This window comes from Vibrio sp. 10N.247.311.47, assembly GCF_041467535.1.
GTDB classification, from domain to species: Bacteria; Pseudomonadota; Gammaproteobacteria; order Enterobacterales; family Vibrionaceae; genus Vibrio; species Vibrio crassostreae_C.
This window is the reverse complement of record NZ_JBFSUR010000016.1, coordinates 90,366-108,615: the sequence shown is the minus strand read 5'-3', so window position 1 is coordinate 108,615 and position 18,250 is coordinate 90,366. Positions and strand designations below refer to the sequence as shown.

10 protein-coding genes are annotated in these 18,250 nt (G+C 43.2%); all 10 read right to left on the bottom strand.

Annotated elements, in window-relative coordinates; translation table 11 throughout:
- Positions 1 to 7: 7 nt before the first annotated feature.
- Positions 8 to 1,924, bottom strand: a complete 1,917-nt coding sequence (locus AB6E51_RS12555; RefSeq protein WP_372057977.1) for an ABC transporter ATP-binding protein — start codon at positions 1,922 to 1,924, stop codon at positions 8 to 10.
- A complete protein-coding gene (locus AB6E51_RS12550) occupies positions 1,902 to 2,162 on the bottom strand; it encodes a glutaredoxin family protein (protein WP_132761924.1) in 261 nt (86 codons plus the stop codon). Before AB6E51_RS12550 ends, AB6E51_RS12555 begins: the two co-directional genes overlap by 23 nt.
- A 25-nt stretch (positions 2,163 to 2,187) precedes the next feature.
- A complete protein-coding gene (rlmKL, locus tag AB6E51_RS12545) occupies positions 2,188 to 4,308 on the bottom strand; it encodes a bifunctional 23S rRNA (guanine(2069)-N(7))-methyltransferase RlmK/23S rRNA (guanine(2445)-N(2))-methyltransferase RlmL (RefSeq protein WP_372057976.1) in 2,121 nt (706 codons plus the stop codon).
- Positions 4,309 to 4,815: 507 nt separating this feature from the next.
- The gene (locus AB6E51_RS12540; RefSeq protein ID WP_017063848.1) at positions 4,816 to 5,364 is read right to left on the bottom strand and encodes a cell division protein ZapC; all 549 of its coding nucleotides are present in this window, start codon (positions 5,362 to 5,364) and stop codon (positions 4,816 to 4,818) included.
- Positions 5,365 to 5,570: 206 nt separating this feature from the next.
- Positions 5,571 to 6,581 carry a quinone-dependent dihydroorotate dehydrogenase gene (gene pyrD / locus AB6E51_RS12535; protein ID WP_136974293.1) on the bottom strand — a complete coding sequence of 337 codons (1,011 nt, stop codon included), beginning with the start codon at positions 6,579 to 6,581 and terminating at the stop codon, positions 5,571 to 5,573.
- Between the two features lie 330 nt (positions 6,582 to 6,911).
- Positions 6,912 to 11,753, bottom strand: coding sequence for an NAD-glutamate dehydrogenase (locus AB6E51_RS12530; RefSeq protein WP_017066961.1), 4,842 nt, complete (start codon positions 11,751 to 11,753; stop codon positions 6,912 to 6,914).
- A 228-nt stretch (positions 11,754 to 11,981) separates the two neighbouring features.
- A complete protein-coding gene (locus AB6E51_RS12525; RefSeq protein ID WP_004733645.1) occupies positions 11,982 to 12,200 on the bottom strand; it encodes a DUF2835 domain-containing protein in 219 nt (72 codons plus the stop codon).
- 219 nt (positions 12,201 to 12,419) lie between these two features.
- Positions 12,420 to 15,026 (bottom strand): aminopeptidase N, encoded by a 2,607-nt coding sequence (gene pepN, locus AB6E51_RS12520; RefSeq protein WP_372057975.1) that lies wholly within the window; start codon positions 15,024 to 15,026, stop codon positions 12,420 to 12,422.
- A gap of 218 nt (positions 15,027 to 15,244) precedes the next feature.
- A complete protein-coding gene (locus tag AB6E51_RS12515; protein ID WP_372057974.1) occupies positions 15,245 to 15,928 on the bottom strand; it encodes a hypothetical protein in 684 nt (227 codons plus the stop codon).
- 322 nt (positions 15,929 to 16,250) lie between these two features.
- On the bottom strand, positions 16,251 to 18,245 hold the full coding sequence (prc, locus tag AB6E51_RS12510) for a carboxy terminal-processing peptidase (RefSeq protein WP_017068919.1): 1,995 nt from the start codon (positions 18,243 to 18,245) through the stop codon (positions 16,251 to 16,253).
- Between the last annotated feature and the right edge of the window lie 5 nt (positions 18,246 to 18,250).

The following is an 18,250-nucleotide window of genomic DNA, read 5'->3' as shown; positions in this document are numbered from 1 at the left end:
TTACTTCTTAACTTTCCTGTTGTAGCGCCTCGAGCTCTTCCCAGCGCTCAAAAGCAACTTCAAGCTCCTGCTCTGCTGCAGATAGCTTATCTAAAACTGGTTGTGTCTGCTCTACAGATTTTGAAAAGAAGCTTGGATCGTTGACTTCTTCCTGAAGAGTTTCAATTTGAGTTTCCAATTCTTCCAAACGCATTGGTAGCGCTTCTAGTTCTCGTTGTAGCTTATACGATAACTTCTTAGGTTTAGCCTTAGCTGGCGCAGTTTTGGGAGTTTCCTCAACTACTTTCTCAGGCTTTGATGGCTTTTCAACCTGTCGGTACTCTAATGCTTGCTTTCTTTGCTGCTGAGCATCGTGATAGCCGCCAACAAATTCTTCAATCACACCGTTACCTTCGAAGATCCAACTTGTCATAACTGTGTTATCAACAAACTGACGATCGTGGCTCACTAAAAGAAGCGTACCCTGATAGTTGGCAAGCAAATCTTCTAAAAGTTCCAAAGTTTCGATATCTAGATCGTTGGTTGGCTCATCGAGAATCAACAAGTTGTTCGACTTAAGGAAAATACGCGCCAATAACAGACGGTTTTTCTCACCACCAGATAGTGCTTTAACAGGAGTGCGAGCACGTTTTGGAGAGAATAAGAAATCTTGTAAGTAGCTTAGAGCATGACGCTCACGGCCACCTACGGTCACTTCTTGCTTACCATCCGCGAGGTTATCGATAACCGACTTATCAGGGTCTAGAATTTCGCGGTATTGGTCAAAGTAAGCGACTTCAAGCTTAGTACCACAATGCAAACGACCTGAATCAGGCTTAAGCTGGTCAAGAAGCAGCTTAAGTACCGTACTCTTACCACAACCGTTAGGACCAATCAGAGCGATACGATCGCCACGCATGATGTTGAAGCTGAAGTCCTTAACAATTTCTTTGCCTTCAAAGCCAAAGTTAAGATTCTCAGCTTCAAATACAATCTTGCCTGAACGCTGGCCATCGTCGATTTGGATAATCGCTTTGCCCTGCACTTCACGACGGTTCAAACGTTCTTCACGTAGCTTCTTAAGCGCACGAACACGGCCTTCGTTACGAGTACGACGAGCTTTGATGCCCTGACGAATCCAAACTTCCTCTTGAGCAAGCTTCTTATCGAATTCAGCGTTTTGCATCTCTTCAACACGAAGCGCTTCTTCTTTTTCAACTAGGTAGTTTTCGTAATCACCAGGGAAAGAGCTCAACTTACCGCGATCAAGATCGACAATGCGTGTTGCCATCGATTTGATGAAAGCACGGTCATGCGAGATAAAGATAATTGAACCACGGAAGTCTTTCAGGAAGCCTTCTAACCATTCGATTGTCGCAACATCCAAGTGGTTAGTCGGTTCGTCGAGTAGAAGCACATCTGGGTCACATACAAGCGCACGAGCAAGCGCTGCTTTACGCTGCCAACCACCAGACAAATCAGTCAGTTTTGTTTCAGCTGTGAGTTTAAGCGCAGCCATTACGTTACTTACGCGATCTTCAAAGCGCCATGCGTTCGCATGATCCAACTGCTCTTGAACGCGAGTAAGACGGTTTAGGTTCTTTTCACTTGGGTCAGTGCCGATGAGATCCAGAAGATCATGGTAGATCTTCAATTGTTCGCCGATTTCCGCTAGGCCACCAGCAACGTAATCATAAACGGTGCCTTCTTCATTACGCGGTGGATCTTGCTCAAGGCGAGATACAACCACATCTTGTGTGATTTGCATCTTGCCGTCGTCCATGATGATGTTCCCAGACAGGATTTTCATCAATGTAGACTTACCAGCGCCATTGCGCCCTACTAAACACACACGTTCGTTTTCTTGCAGCACGAAGTCCGCACGATCTAATAATGGGTGATCACCAAACGCTAATTGCCCATTATGAATTGTAAGTAATGCCATTCTTCTTTAACCAATCATTAAGTTCTAACAAGCCAAATGGCCAGTTAAGCTCTGAGCTTTGAGAAAGGTCAGAGCTTTCAAATTTGAGCACCGGAATAGTGACCCCGTAACGGGAAAAAAGCTCATCATCAAATGCAATGTCAACAACGTTGACGTGATGGCTAATGTTTAACTGTTCCGTGAGTTGGAATGCCATATCACATAGATGGCACCCTTCTGTACTGTAGAGAGTCAGCACTATATATCCTTATACGATCTCTTAACTACTTATGTGTAATCAACCAGCAGTTATGAATGTGCTTATTGCGAGAGAAGTCCAATGGAAGTGTCTTCGCTGAGATATTCTGAGCCTTAAGACCTAACTCATCTAGAGCGTCCAAGTCCATTTTGAAGTGACGCTTGTTGTTAGAGAACACAATCGTGCCTTCTTCACGAAGAAGACGTTTAAGGTTTTCCATCAGCTGAATGTGATCACGTTGAACATCGAAAGATTGATCCATACGCTTTGAGTTAGAGAACGTAGGTGGATCGATAAAGATCAGATCATAAGAACCCTGCTCTTTAGCTAGCCATTGTAGACAGTCAGCTTGAACAAACTGATGTTGACGACCAACACGACCGTTAAGCTCCATGTTCTCTTTCGCCCACTCTAGGTAGGTATTAGACATATCAACAGTAGTTGTAGAACGAGCACCACCCACAGCAGCATGAACAGATGCACTTCCTGTATAAGCAAACAAGTTTAGGAAATCCTTACCTGCGGCCATCTCACCGATACGACGACGAGTGATCTTATGATCTAGGAACAACCCGGTATCTAGGTAATCATGAAGATTAACAATCAGCTTAACGCCATACTCGTTCACTTCTAAGTTCGATGAGTCTTGAGCCAATTTCTGGTATTGAGAACGGCCTTTCTGTTTCTGACGAACTTTAAGCACAACGTTGTTTGCTTCTACGCCTGTTACTTGAATAGAAGCACGGATGATATCGGTTAAGCGACGTTTTGCCTTCTCTTCCGGTACATCTTTAGGCGCTGCGTATTCTTGAATCACAAGGTGACCTGGGTATACATCAATCGCTACATTGTATTCTGGTAGGTCAGCGTCGTAGATACGGTAGCAATCTAATTGCTCTTTCTTAGCCCACTTGCCAATTTTACCGATGTTCTTTTTAAGACGGTTCGCGAAATCAGGTGCAATCAATTGTTCTTGCTCGCCTGATGGACGCTCTGACATCGGACGATCTGAAATTGAGTAGTTCTTTTGGTGACACGGTAACGCACCGTTGTTCAACTTGAACTGTTTATCTGCACGCATGCGTAAGCAGCTTAGTAGCTCGTCTGAGCTAGAGAAGATAGATGCGTTACAGCCACCAAATTCAGCTTTAAGCTGTGCACCGAATGCTGTGTAAAGTGCAATAAGACCCGGCTCGGTACCAAGACGTTCACCGTAAGGCGGGTTAGAAACAATCACACCATCAGTAAACTCTGTAGGACGCTTAAGCTTTGCAGCATCGCCTACTTCGAATTCAATCAACTCTTCAACACCGGCACGACGAGCATTGTCACGCGCAGTTTTGATCATACGTTCATCATTGTCGTAGCCATAGAACTTACATTCCACTTTCTTAACACCACGACGACCTTGAACGTTCGCTTCAGCTTTCACTTCAGCCCATAGCTCTGGTTCGAAATCTTCTAGTGATTCAAAACACCACTTCTGACGTTTAACACCTGGAGCCATGTTTGCAGCCATCATCGCCGCTTCAATCACTAACGTACCTGAACCACACATAGGATCTAAGAAAGGTTTCGTTGCATCCCAACCACTACGAAGAAGGATTGCAGCAGCTAGTGTTTCACGCAGCGGAGCACGACCTGATTCTGGACGGTAGCCACGTTGGTGAAGACCGCTACCCACCATATCAACACCAAGAATCGCTTTATCACGGTGTAGACGAACGTGAATACGAACATCTGGGTTCTCTTTGCTGATAGAAGGACGAGGCAAAGACTTCTTCTCGAAGCAATCGACAACCGCATCTTTTACTTTCATCGCACCGTATTGGCTATTACGGATTTCGTTGTTCGTACCATTGAAGTCAACAACAAAACGCTTAGAGCTATGGAATTGATTTACCCAGTTAACCGCAGTGGTTGATAGGTACAAATCCATGTCGTCCATACAAGTGAATTCAGAAAGGACACGTACAAATCGAGAAGCCAAACGGCTCCACAAACAACAACGATAAATTTGCTCATTGGTGGCTTTGAATTTAACACCTGCTTGAACAGGTTTTGCGTTTGTAATCCCTAGTTGGGTTAGTTCTTCAACTAATAAATTCTCAAGGCCATTTGAGGTAACCGCTAGATATTGATTCATAGTGTTCTTTTATTGATAAAAATGAGCTCGATTATACCTGAATTTGTTACTAGAGCATCACACTAAACTCGTCTTTTCATTGAATCTTTCTTCTAACTGGCTAGCAAACACACAGTGTTGAAGCGATCGCTTACCCACATCCCCTTAGAACATAAGACCTATCAAACCAACTTCATTTCTGACCACTTATTAACCAAAGTAGCAATGTGAATTTATATTCACCTCAAAACTGGTATATACCAAAGGAGATTTATGGATGAAATTTAGCTACAAAAGACCAAAAACAGGGAATAAAGGCGGTAGATTTACTCTTCTGGCGATGAAAACGGGCAGAAATTAAGGTGAAAAAATAGTCGTAAGTTCACTATTTAAATGGTTAAGCCGTGATGTATTTATCAGGATGAGGTTTTTTAGGCACAAAAAAATCGGCTAATGAGCCGATTCTGAGGAAGGTTTATACGTTTGTGTGCTGCGATGCGTGGTTGAAATGATGTGCTAGATTAGAGGTTAACCTACCATCGCTATGTGTGTCTGATGAAGGATAGCGTTCGCGTCTACCATTCTATCGTGCATCACCTTGATTGAGTCTCCAAATCGCAGTCCTTTTGAAGGCGTTAACAGGAACTCTTCTAGGTCAACAAATGCACATAGGCTCGCACACTCTCCCACTTCTAATACAATGAAATACCCTAAGCTATGCTCGTTATTCATTTGTACAATATCCCCTTCTTGAGGATATTCATGGCCAGTACCTTGTGAGTCGAAGAACCAACTCTTAGGCTGTACAGGCTTATGGAAACGCTTTGCTGCCACACAATAGAGTGCTAATTCAGCTTGACGAGGCTCAGACAGTTCTAAGCCAGAAATTTGTTCTTTGAAGGTTTGGTATGAAGATGCGTCATCAACGGTGAATTCATTATCTCGAAACGCGCAGTCCACCAGCTTATTGCGGACCAGATTCGTTTTGAAAATCATATCCTCTCCGAGGTTTAGCATTAATGAACATTGCTGCTCATCGTAATACCAACTCCATGTATCGCTAGGTTTAAGCATCATTTCGTCTCACACTGTTGAACCATTCCATTAGGTAAAACGCAAAATTACCTTCAATTACAGTAATTTTACTGAGCAATAGGCAAAAAAAAAGAGGAAATGAATTCCTCTTTCTTGTCGCTTTTCTCTACAACTCAGTGAGTTACAGTGTCTCTTTTATTAAGACGATGCCAGATTGTCGCTTTTCAGAAATAAAAGCGTCTTGCCGTTTAAAGATTTTTAACGATGTCACCTACAAGGCCTGGACCTTTGTAAATGAAACCAGAGTAAACTTGTACAAGCTTAGCGCCTGCCATCATTTTCTCTTTTGCAGCAACATACGAATCAACACCACCTACCCCGATGATCGGCAGTTGGTCACCAAGCTCTTGATAAAGTTTACGAACAACTTCAGTACTGCGAGATTGAACTGGACGTCCACTTAGACCACCCGCTTCGTCGCAATGCTTCATGCCTTCAACGATTGAACGATCCAATGTCGTGTTTGTTGCGATCACACCATCGATCTTATTTTTGATCAATGATTCACAAATTTGGCTGATTTCATCGTCACTTAGATCCGGAGCAATCTTAAGAGCAAGAGGAACATATTTACCATGCTTCTCTTCCAGTTCAGTTTGTTTCGTTTTCAGTTCAGACAATAGATCGTCTAGTGCTTCGCCGTATTGTAGAGAACGAAGTCCTGGAGTGTTTGGTGAAGAGATGTTCACAGCAATGTAACCAGCGTATTGATATACCTTCTCCATACAGATCAAGTAATCTTCAGCGCCCTTTTCAATTGGTGTGTCTTTATTCTTACCAATGTTAATGCCTAAGATGCCATCGTAGTTCGACTTCTTAACATTCTCAACAAGGTTGTCGACGCCTAGGTTGTTAAAACCCATGCGGTTGATGATACCTTCAGCTTCAACAAGACGGAATAAACGAGGTTTGTCGTTACCCGCTTGCGGACGTGGAGTCACTGTTCCTACTTCTACGAAACCAAAACCCATTGCGCCAAATGCATCAATACATTCGCCGTTTTTATCTAGGCCAGCAGCAAGGCCAACTGGGTTTTTAAAAGTAAGACCCATGCACTCTACAGGTCGGTGAGGTAATTGTTGGCGATACAAAAGATCAATAGGTGTGCCTGTGAAGCGCTTGAAATTTTGAATTGCAAGATCATGTGCCTTTTCGGCATCAAGTTGGAAAAAGCCAGTTCTGGCTAGACGGTAAAGCATTGTGCCTCCGATAGAAAAAAGCCCCGTGTAAACGGGGCGCTATTATTTACTTATTTACCCAACTATTCAATCTATTACTGTCTGTAAGGGTAAGATAATCAAGTTTGCTAACGAATGAGGTTCATTATTAAGCAAACGTTATCGTTTCTTCAAGTTATTAAGCCATTTCTAATCTCAACCTTAGTACAGCCATCAGGTCACTTAACAACAAACAACGTTTGCGTCGAAGTTTGTTCTTCAAAAGTCGTTAGGCCTATTGTTTCCACTTTACCGAAACGAAAAAGGCAGACCTTTTGGCCTGCCCTTATACTTTTTCGTCTTATCTAGTAACTAGTCTTTTGACATGCAGTTTAGATTCAACAGCATCAATTCACGCAGTGCTACTGAGAACTTAGCAAACTCATGAACAGAACCTACTTTGAATTCGTTTAGGATGCTTTCCCAACGATGTAGAGAAACAGAGTTACTTTCCATCCAGTCATCAAGCGCTTTAATCACATCGATATCTGAAGCACAACCACAGTTAAGTACTTGACCAGTTAACTGGCGTTGCTGCCAATCCAGATCTTCTCTGAATGCTGCACGCGCCAGTGCTTGCCAGTTGTTGTCTATAGCTTGGCCATTGATTTGCTTCAAGAACCAGTGCAGTGACAAACGGTCGCCTAGGTTGAAGTAAAGCTTAGACGCTTGCTGTACTGTTTTACCTGTTTCACGAGCCACTGTAGATATATCCAGTGCTGAGTACAGGCTAGACAAACGAGCCACTGAATTAGCCAGCTCAGCGTTTACACCTTGGTCAATCCATACTTGAGCCATTGCTTGATGCTCTTCTACTTCTGAAGCCACTAGGTTTTCATCCAGCTTCTCAGTAATTGCGACGACATCACCTTGGTAAAGCTCAATCAATGCATTCACTGACTGTTTACCGGTACGGTTTCTTAGCAACCAGCGTGCTAGACGACGAAGCGTACGACGTACATGGTAAAGCAATTCGTATTGAGCTTCAGAACTTGAGATGTTGTCCAGTTCACGGATGCTCTTCAATACCTTACCCAGGCCGTAGATTTCACGTGATGCCGCGTAAGCATTCGCAATATCAACAATGTTCGCGCCCGTCTCTTCTTGCAAGCGAGTCACGAAGTTACAGCCCATCTCGTTAACCATTTGGTTAGCAAGCGCAGTCGCAATGATCTCTGCACGAAGTGGATGGTTATCCATGTGCTGAGAGTAGTTACGGCGTAACTCTGTTGGGAAGTATTGCATCAGTTGTTGAGCATGGAACTCATCATTCGCAATGTCATCACTGACAAGATCTTCTTTTAGAACCATTTTACCGTAAGCGATCAATACTGATAGCTCTGGTCTTGTTAGTGCTTGGCCCTGCTTCTCACGTTCTAGCAGCGTTTCGTCATCTGGGATGTATTCCAAACCACGGTCTAAGTACCCGGCTTTTTCCATTGTGTGGATAAAGCGGATTTGCTCTTTCACTAAGCCTACACCTTGATGCTCAGTAACAGAGATAGACTCAGCTTGGCAGTAAGCGTCGTCTAGTACGATTTCACCTACTTCATCTTCCATAGATTCAAGAACTTGGTTACGTTGCTTAACGGTAAGATCACCATTAGACACCAAGCCATTCAAGAAGATCTTAATGTTAACTTCGTTATCCGAGCAATCTACACCACCAACGTTATCGACAAAGTCAGTATTAACTCGACCGCCCGTTAGAGCGTATTCAATACGACCCAATTGAGTCATACCCAAGTTACCGCCTTCACCAACAACCTTAGCTTTCAGGTCACGGCCATCGATACGTAGCACGTCATTTGCACGGTCACCCACATCGGTATGAGTCTCACTAGAAGACTTAACGTAAGTACCAATACCGCCGTTCCAAAGTAGATCAACTTTCATAGACAAGATCGCTTTGATCAAGTCGTTTGGTGCCATTGATGCTTTCTTGGTACCCAGCATTTTCTGAATTTCAGGTGTCAAAGAGATAGACTTCGCTCGGCGAGAGAAGATGCCACCACCTTGAGAAATCAGGTCTTTATTGTAATCTTCCCAACTTGAACGAGGCAGATTAAACAGACGGTCACGCTCTACCCAGCTTGATGCTGATTCTGGATTCGGGTCAATGAAGATGTGCATGTGGTTAAACGCAGCTTGCAAGCGAATGTGCTTAGATAGCAGCATACCGTTACCAAATACGTCACCCGCCATATCACCCACACCAATGGCAGTGAAGTCTGTGCTTTGACAGTTAATACCCATTTCGCGGAAGTGACGTTTAACCGATTCCCAGCCACCTTTCGCCGTGATACCCATGGCTTTGTGGTCGTAACCGTTAGAGCCACCCGATGCAAACGCATCACCTAGCCAGAAGTTGTACTCTTCAGCTACTGAGTTCGCTAGATCTGAGAATGTCGCGGTGCCTTTATCGGCTGCAACAACCAAGTAAGGGTCATCTTCATCGTGACGAACAACGCTCTTAGGTGGGATAACCTCACCTTCAATGATGTTGTCTGAAACGTCTAGCAATGCACGGATGAAGCGCTTGTAACAACGTTGACCTTCAGCAAAGATCTCGTCTCGGCCAGACATCATGTGTTGACGCTTACAAACGAAACCACCTTTAGCACCAACCGGTACGATAACCGTGTTCTTAACTTGTTGCGCTTTAACTAGGCCTAGAATCTCAGTACGGAAGTCCTCTTGACGGTCTGACCAACGTAAACCACCGCGTGCTACTTTACCGCCACGTAAATGCACACCTTCAATGTCTGGTGCGTAAACGAAGATCTCAAACGCAGGAACCGGCGCAGGGATATCTGGAATCTCGCTTGGTCTCATTTTCAGAGCCAACCAAGGTTTAGACTGCTTATTCTCGTCTACTTGGTAGTAGTTAGTACGAAGCGTTGCAGTGATCATTTCCATGTAGCGACGAATGATACGATCATCATCCAAGCTTTCTACATGATCCAACTGTTCAGTGATCTTCTTAATAAGATCTTGTTGGCCTTTTACGCTGCCCTTCAGTTTCGGGTCAAAACGCTTGCCGAATAGGCTCACTAGCCCTTTCGCTAATTCTGGGTAATGAGACAATGTGTCTTCAATGTATTGTTGGCTGAATGGGAAACCAACTTGACGCATGTAACGAGCATAAGCACGTAAGATTGAGATTTCACGGCCAGAAAGACCAGCGCCAAGTACTAAGCGGTTGAAACCATCGCTGTCTAACTCACCCGCCCAGATTGCCGCAAAGGCTTGTTGGAAAAGATCGCGAGCTTCACGAAGATCAATGGTCTTATCGCTCTTGTGCAGCATAGAGAAATCAAGGATCCAATAGGTCACACCGTTGGTTTTACGCACTTCATATGGAGATTCACCGATAACGCGTAGGCCAAAGTTTTCAAGCATTGGCATAACATCAGAAAGGTGAATTGGCTCATCGCTGTGGTAGAACAACTTCAAACGAACGGCTTTTGAATCTGCCGCTTCTTCTTGAGGACGGTAGAAAAGCATACCCAGTTTGTTGTCTTCACTTAGCGCTTCTAAACGTTCAATGTCGGCAACAGCAGAACCTGGCATCATGTCTTCTTTGTACGAACGTGGGAATGCACGCATGTACTCTTTCGACAATGGAAGACCTTTGCTTTCACCGAAGTTTGCAATGATAGATTCAGACAGACGGTCATCCCACGTAGACGATACTTCCATTAAATTTTGCTCAATTGTTTTCACGTCCACATCCATGTTGTTGTTATCAACACGAACAATATAGTGCGTTCTTGCTAGCGGGCTTTCAGAGAAGTACGTTGTAAATTCAACCTCTTCTTCACAACCAAAGTACTGTTTCAAGATGCGCTGTGTTTGGCGACGAAGCTCAGTGTTGTAACGATCTTTTGTTACGTAAACCATGCAGCTAAAGAAACGACCAAACGGGTCTTTGCGAACAAACAAACGCAGGAGATCGCGATCTTGCATTTGTACTACGCCCGTACCGACTTCTAGTAGCTCTTCTTCTCGAGCTTGCAGCAGTTCATCACGTGGGTAGTTTTCAAGAATGTTGTGCAGCGCTTTGTAAGAGTATGAACCTTCACGGTAACCACTCGCATCCAAAATACGTTCTACTTTCTCGCGAACAAGAGGAATCGTTTCAACGGTTTGGTTATAAACGGCAGATGTGTAAAGACCAGTAAAGCGGTGCTCACCAATGACCTTACCGTTCTTATCGAACTTCTTAATACCAATGTAATCGTTGTAAGCTGGGCGGTGAATGCGTGAAGCCGTGTTGCCCTTGGTTACGATAAGCACATAAGGCTTTTTCGCTTCAAGACGTGCCGAATCAGAAAACTCAGATAGCTTAACGTTACGTACACGATCTGAGTTCGCAAACAAACCAAGACCTTGCTCCTTGGTCGGTTGCAGTTCAGTGTCGCCGTTAACTGAAACTAGGTCATATTCCTTATAACCCATGAATGTAAAGTTGTGTTGGCCTAACCAACGAAGAAACGCCAACGTTTCATCAAAGCGCTGGCCGTCTACTGGAATGCTCTCTTTTTGCTGTTCAACTTGATTGGTCACTTCTTCAAGTCTTTCAACCATCTTCAACCAATCGTTCACGACTAAGCTAGTGTCGGTAAAGATATCCAGCAACTCCGTTTTAAGTGCTGTCATTTCAGCTTTACTACTCAGACGGTCAACTTCGATATGGAAAAGCGATTGGAATGCACCTTCGTTATTGCTTACACCGACAACACTGCCCTTATCTGAGCGAGAGATTTGTGTTGGGTTATGAAGCATAAGGTGAGAAGAAAGGTCTAGGCGAGTCAATGCCATTTTTACGGAATCAACAAGGAATGGACTGTCTGGAACGACTATCTCAACGATAGTATGAGTAGACTGCCAACCTTGACGACTTACCGTCGGGTTGAATACGCGTACAGAGATTTCGTCGGCTTTCTTTTCATTGATGTGATGCCATAAGCTAACTACAGCACCATATAAATCGGATTCGTTTCTCTGAGTTAGATCGTCGTGAGAAACGTTACTAAACAAGTGTTGAGCAAGTTGAGTTACGAGAGGTCGATGAGCAAGGTCAAGTTTGTCTTGAATCAGCTTGTAAACTTTTTCAAGTAAAACTGGAACCACAGTTTCACGTGCGGTCATAGTCACACTCCACAATTAGAATTATATTTTATTATTAGGGGGATCACTTAATCTGGTGTTTGAAACGTGCCGTTGAGCGCTTTTCTACTAACGAGTTAAGCAAAGGTAATGCATTCATTTATTGTAAAAGCATTATTGAAAAATAGTTAATTGTTTTGGAGGTGGTAAGAGCTGAAATGTTTGATTATGTGATTAAGATTCCTTTTAACTCACTAGGCACGCCAAGGTTTACAGAGCTTCTAACTTAATAAACTTATTTTTTTGGTCAGTTGTCAGCCTAAACTGCCCTCTAACCCCTATTTGTGTAAGAAATGGTCTGAACCGAGTTGCAGGTAACTGTAAGCGTAAACCTGTTGTTGTTATCACTTGAACTTTACTTGCGGCGCCAGAATAGCTGGCCAAAAACTGCTGATATGAGATGTTAAGTTGGAAAATATAGCGATTCATACGATACCTGTATAAATATACAGTGCTAGTGTTTTTTGGCACTTTTAGATGTCTGACGGTGAAACTGAACTTGAAGCTGCTCTAGCTTATCGAAAATTCGATGAACCAGAAACAAAAAATCAGTGGCAGATATTCTCTACCACTGATGACCTTTCATTATAGCAAACAGTTTATTAGTAAACCGCTTATTAGCAAACAGTTACCTGAATGCGCGCTGACTTAAGCCTCTAGTGCTTTCGTCACTTTCTCAAACAAGTCTTTTGCTAGGTTGTCCATGTTCTTTAACGTCTCTAGTTCTTTTTTGATCAGAGCTTGGCGTTCATCATCGTACTTACGGAACTTAAGTAGCGGGTCAATCAGACGTGAAGCCACTTGCGGGTTGCTGCTGTTCAGTTCACGTAAGATCTCGCCTGCAAATGCATAGCCTTGACCAGACTTGTCGTGGAATTGAACCGGGTTCATGTTTAAGAATGAACCGACCAAGTTACGGGTACGGTTCGGGTTCTTCAAACTGAACGCCTGGTGCGACATCGACGCTTTGATCACTTCAAGTGCGTTTGAACTTGGGTTTGTACCTTGCAATGCAAACCACTTATCCATAACAAGACCATCGTGTTTCCACTTGTCACTGTAATCCACCATCAAGGTTTCACGACATGGTAGTTGTGCACTGTTTGCCGCGCCCATTGCTGCCATCGTATCTGTCATGTTATTCGCTTGTTGATACATCGCAACAACCAAGTCATTACCCTGCCCAGTATGAGCTAAGTAACTTAAGCAAACTTTACGTAGAGTACGCTTACCAATCGAATCGTGATCGATCGTGTATTCTGTTAGTGCGTGGCTGTGATAAACCGCCGCTAACTCGTCTTCAAGTTCTGCAGCTAATGTAACTTTCATCGAGTTAAGAACCGATGCGACCGCATCAATATCAACGCGCTCGTACCAACCCGATACTTCATTGTGGCTTGGTAGAGAAAGCATTTCTGCAATAAACGCAGGCTCTAGTGAATCACTCAGCAGTACGCCACGGAATGCATCAACAACAGAATCAGGAAGCTCAAACGCTTGACCCTGCTGAACTTTCTCCACGTTACTGCGGATGTACTTCGCTAATAGCATTTGACCCGCATCCCAACGAGAGAATTCATTGCGAGCATTCACCATCAAGAAGATCAGTTCTTCATCTGAGTAGTCATATTCCAATTTCACTGGCGCAGAAAATTCACGAAGTAATGATGGGATCGGTTGCTCAGAAACGTTTTCAAACACGAACGTTTGCTCTGCTTCTTTCACATCTAATACATTATGAACTGGCTTACCGTTACATTGTAACTCAACAACTTCACCCGCAGCTGTGTACAGCTCGATATCAAGAGGAATATGCAGAGCCTGCTTTTCCGTTTGCTCATGAGTTGGCGCTGTTACTTGGCGAGTTGTTAACGTGTACTGTTTCTTCTCTGCGTCGTACTTACTTTCAACAGACAGCGTCGGCGTACCAGACTGGCTGTACCATAAGCGGAACTGAGATAAGTCAACGCCCGACGCATCTTCCATTGCCGCGACGAAGTCTTCACATGTTGCAGCCGTACCATCGTGACGTTCGAAGTACAGCTTCATGCCTTTTTGGAAACCATCTTCGCCCAACAATGTGTGGATCATACGGATCACTTCACTGCCCTTTTCGTACACGGTCAAAGTATAGAAGTTATTCATTTCTATCACTTTTTCTGGACGAATTGGATGAGACATTGGGCTAGCATCTTCTGCAAATTGTGGACCGCGAATGATACGTACATTGTTAATACGGTTTACTGCGCGAGAACCAAGATCAGATGAGAATTCTTGGTCACGGAATACCGTTAAGCCTTCTTTCAGACTTAACTGGAACCAATCGCGACACGTCACTCGGTTACCTGTCCAGTTGTGGAAATATTCATGGCCGATTACTGCTTCAATACCTAGGTAATCTGTATCCGTTGCAGTTTGGTCGTTTGCTAGAACGAACTTCGAATTGAATACGTTCAAGCCTTTGTTTTCCATCGCACCCATGTTGAAGAAATCAACGGCTACGATCATGTAGATGTCTAAGTCGTATTCAAGATTGAAACGTTCTTCGTCCCACTTCATTGAGTTAATCAAAGAAACCATCGCGTGGCTCGCACGGTCTAGATTGCCTTTATCAACAAAGATTTCTAGGTCAACTTTACGACCCGATTGTGTAGTGTATGCGTCACGAAGTACATCAAAGTCACCCGCTACTAAAGCAAACAAGTACGCTGGTTTTGGATGTGGGTCTTGCCACTTCACCCAATGACGACCGTTTTCAGCTTCACCTTCATCTACACGGTTACCATTACTTAATAAGAATGGGTTCTCTGCTTTGTCTGCAATTACCGTTGTAGTGAATTTCGCCAACACATCTGGGCGATCCATGTAGTAAGTGATACGGCGGAAACCTTCAGCTTCACATTGAGTACAGAACGCGCCACCCGACTTGTACAAGCCTTCAAGTGCACTGTTCCCTTCAGGGTTAACTTCGGTAACGATGGTTAGAGTAAATTCTTTTGGAAGGTCATTCAGCGTAAGTTGAGTTTCAGACTGTTCATATTGAGTCCACTCTTTACCTTCTACCAAAACAGAAACCAACTTCAAGCCTTCACCATCAAGTACTAATGTCGTGCTGTCTTTCTCCTGCTTAACACTAGAAACAGCCGTAACAATGGATGCTGAGTCGTACAAATCGAAAGTAAGATCGATTTCAGAAATCGTGTGAGATGGTGATTGATAATCTTTACGATACTTGGCTTGAGGTGTATGTGCCATGACGGGTTCCTTTTGATCGTTATACGTAATTATTTTTTAACTGTATATATCTAAAGGTTGAGCGCCAATAAAACAAGGGGAATATTAAAAAAAGGAGGCATTGTAAGAAAATGCCTCCATGTTTTGCTATTTTATCAATCAAACCAGACAGGAACGCCTAAGAAATGAACTGTGCACAATATTATCAACGAGTACGCCGTTACTGCTAAAACTCACGATTATCGAATGCGATTGAGTACCGCAAACATATCTCCCTCTTCACCTTGCAGCGTTAACACATCGCTGTTCAGTGTATATCGAGTGCCGTGTTCACCGTTCTCATAAAGTAACACTAGTTGATCGCCTTCTGTGTAATACACCCCGCGACGAATGACTTCACCACCTTCTTCATCTGATACTCGGAACATGAATATAAAGTCCGGCTGAAGGACTAAATCCATTTTTTGAATGTTACTCGCACGTAGATCGGTTCCAGACAGTTGGGCACTGGACCAGATTCCCGCCAATGCATTTGGCAAGGCCTTGGTGAACATAACACCGTTAAGATTCAGCATGTTGTGATTACTGCTGTACGCGTAAACCTGAGGTTCTGAGGTATTCAAACCCAAAATAATCGTGTCTTCATTGGCGTTATACAAACCTTCCCAATGATCGACACTGTAGTCTTTCTTTTGGATATCGATAGTGAATGAGTAGTTTGAATCAAGAGTGAGCTTGATCGCTCTAAAGTTTTCAGTGCCTTGCTCAGGATCAGGATTCATCAAATACCAATCACCAAGCAGCAAAGGAAGGTCAAAATGAGATAGATTACTATCACTTTTTGATTGTTGGCTACTCGAAGCGACCTCGCTCCCAAAAGCCACAAAACTTAAACAAGATAAAAATAGTAGAATCCATTTCATAAGCGTCCCCTCGTTTTCTTTAAGCTTAGGCACGTAATGAATAGAAAGCGAAAAAATATGATCTAAGTCACTAAATTTTAAGTGCGAAGTAACTTAAATGTCATTATCACTCGAAAAATAATACTTAAGTTTAGTTATTTTTACAGTGTACTTCACAGCCGAAAATCAAATAACAGTGGTTCTGCAGCAAGTTAAAAAGCGAGGAAGCATGCCGTTAACATGACATTATTCGAGGCAAGAACACAGGTACAAAAAAAGCGAGCCTAAGCTCGCTTTTCAAATAGTACGTCTTTAAACAATCACCTTATAACAGGTATTTTGTTTATTTCTTGATCATATCCAGCATGATAGCAACTGATTCATCAAGATAAGCATCCGGGGCTTCGTAGTCTTTTGGAATATCATCCAACGTTTTAAATGCCTCTAACTTAGCGGCTTTTTGACGTTGGTTAATACGCTCTAGACGAAGCGCATCCGCATCATCACTCTCTTGTTGACGAACCTTTTCATTCAGAGAAAGGTCATTGTCGTCTTTATCTGCCTTATATTTTTCAATATCTTGCGCGATAAAGCCAAATTCCATGTCTGTTGCGATACGAGCTTCGTGTTTAGCCGTCAACGCTGCGATCTGCTCATCGTTACGCTGTAACACTGAGTACTTCGCTTTGTCGATGCTGTCCCAAGGAAGAGCGTTGTCTTCAACACTTTCACCAGTATCTGCAGGATCAATTGGCGTTGGGTAAGCAATATCAGGTACTACACCCTTGTTTTGCGTACTACCACCATTGATTCGGTAGAATTTTTGGATTGTGTATTGAACGTAGCCTAACTCTTTATCGAACAAATCATAAATATGATTCAAAGAGCGATGCTGTTGCACCGTACCTTTACCGAAAGAGTTTTCACCTAGGATGATTGCACGGCCATAATCTTGCATCGCTGCTGCAAAGATTTCAGACGCTGAAGCACTGTAGCGATTCACCAATACCGTTAACGGGCCTTGGTAACTGATTTGACCATCAGTATCGCTGTTCACTTTGACACGACCGTAGCTATCACGAACCTGAACAACAGGTCCTTCTTTGATAAACAAACCAGAGAGTTCAGTTGCTTCAGTCAGTGCACCACCACCGTTGTTTCGGAGGTCAACAATAATACCTTCAACACCTTGCTCTTTAAGCTCGGTGATCAGTTTATCGGTATCTTTAGAAAGGCCAACGTAGAAACTTGGTACTTCTAATACACCAATTTTCTTGCCGTCTTTCTCGATCACTTCTGATTTAACAGCGCGGTCTTCTAAACGAATCTTATCGCGAACAATTGTGACAACGTGACTTTTTGCATCTTTACCATCTGGCAAGATCTGTAGCTTAACTTTGGTCCCTTTAGGGCCTTTAATAAGTTGTACTACATCGTCTAAACGCCAGCCGATAACATCAACAATTTCTTCGCCATCTTGACCAACACCAACAATGCGGTCTCCATCACTCAATTGTTTGCTGTTTGACGCAGGGCCACCAGCAACTAAAGAGCGAATAACGGTGTAGTCGTCTGTCATCTGAAGCACAGCACCAATACCTTCTAGAGATAGGTTCATCTCAGATTGGAATTGTTCTGCATTTCTTGGAGAAAGGTAACTTGTGTGAGGATCAACTTCACGCGCAAATGCGTTCATGTAGATCTGGAAAGCATCTTCATTATGCGATTGCGTAATACGCTTCATCGCATTGTTGTAACGCTTTTCCAAAACTTCTTGAATCTCTGGCCACTCTTTACCAGTAAGTTTTAGATTCAACGCATCATATTTAACGCGTTTTCTCCAAAGCTCATTCACTTCAGCGATATCTTTTGGCCACTCAGCTTCACTACGATTGAGCTCAATACTTTCATCGGTATCAAACTTAATCTCTGTATCTAGCAAAGACAATGCATATTGAAAACGTTCAAAACGCTTCTGCATAGACAGATTATAAACATCGAATGCAATCTGGTTATTGCCCGATTTCAGCTGATCATCAATTTGTTTAGATGACGCAGAGAAAGAGTCAATATCAGCTTGAGTGAAGATATTACGATTATAATCCAGCATCTCTAAGTAACGATTAAAGATAGCTTGAGAGAAATCATCGTTGAGATTGAAGTGTTTATAGTGAGAACGAGTAAATCGAGAAGTAACACGTTTACTAGCAGTTTCGTGTTGGACCTCAGGAGCGAGTAGAGGTAAATCGTCCTGATCTAATTTGGCTTCAAGAGCCTGAGCTGAAGCTGCTAGCCAAAAGCTAGCAGCAATCAGTGTCAATTTTGAACGGCATTTCATGCGTA

Bases quoted from the DNA above. Each gene is read 5' to 3' on its own strand.
- rlmKL (WP_372057976.1), bottom strand. From the start codon at position 4,308: ATGAATCAATATCTAGCGGTTACCTCAAATGGCCTTGAGAATTTATTA.
- AB6E51_RS12540 (WP_017063848.1), bottom strand. From the start codon at position 5,364: ATGATGCTTAAACCTAGCGATACATGGAGTTGGTATTACGATGAGCAG.
- prc (WP_017068919.1), bottom strand. From the start codon at position 18,245: ATGAAATGCCGTTCAAAATTGACACTGATTGCTGCTAGCTTTTGGCTA.
- pyrD (WP_136974293.1), bottom strand. From the start codon at position 6,581: ATGCTTTACCGTCTAGCCAGAACTGGCTTTTTCCAACTTGATGCCGAA.
- AB6E51_RS12525 (WP_004733645.1), bottom strand. From the start codon at position 12,200: ATGAATCGCTATATTTTCCAACTTAACATCTCATATCAGCAGTTTTTG.
- AB6E51_RS12555 (WP_372057977.1), bottom strand. From the start codon at position 1,924: ATGGCATTACTTACAATTCATAATGGGCAATTAGCGTTTGGTGATCAC.
- AB6E51_RS12515 (WP_372057974.1), bottom strand. From the start codon at position 15,928: ATGAAATGGATTCTACTATTTTTATCTTGTTTAAGTTTTGTGGCTTTT.
- AB6E51_RS12530 (WP_017066961.1), bottom strand. From the start codon at position 11,753: ATGACCGCACGTGAAACTGTGGTTCCAGTTTTACTTGAAAAAGTTTAC.
- pepN (WP_372057975.1), bottom strand. From the start codon at position 15,026: ATGGCACATACACCTCAAGCCAAGTATCGTAAAGATTATCAATCACCA.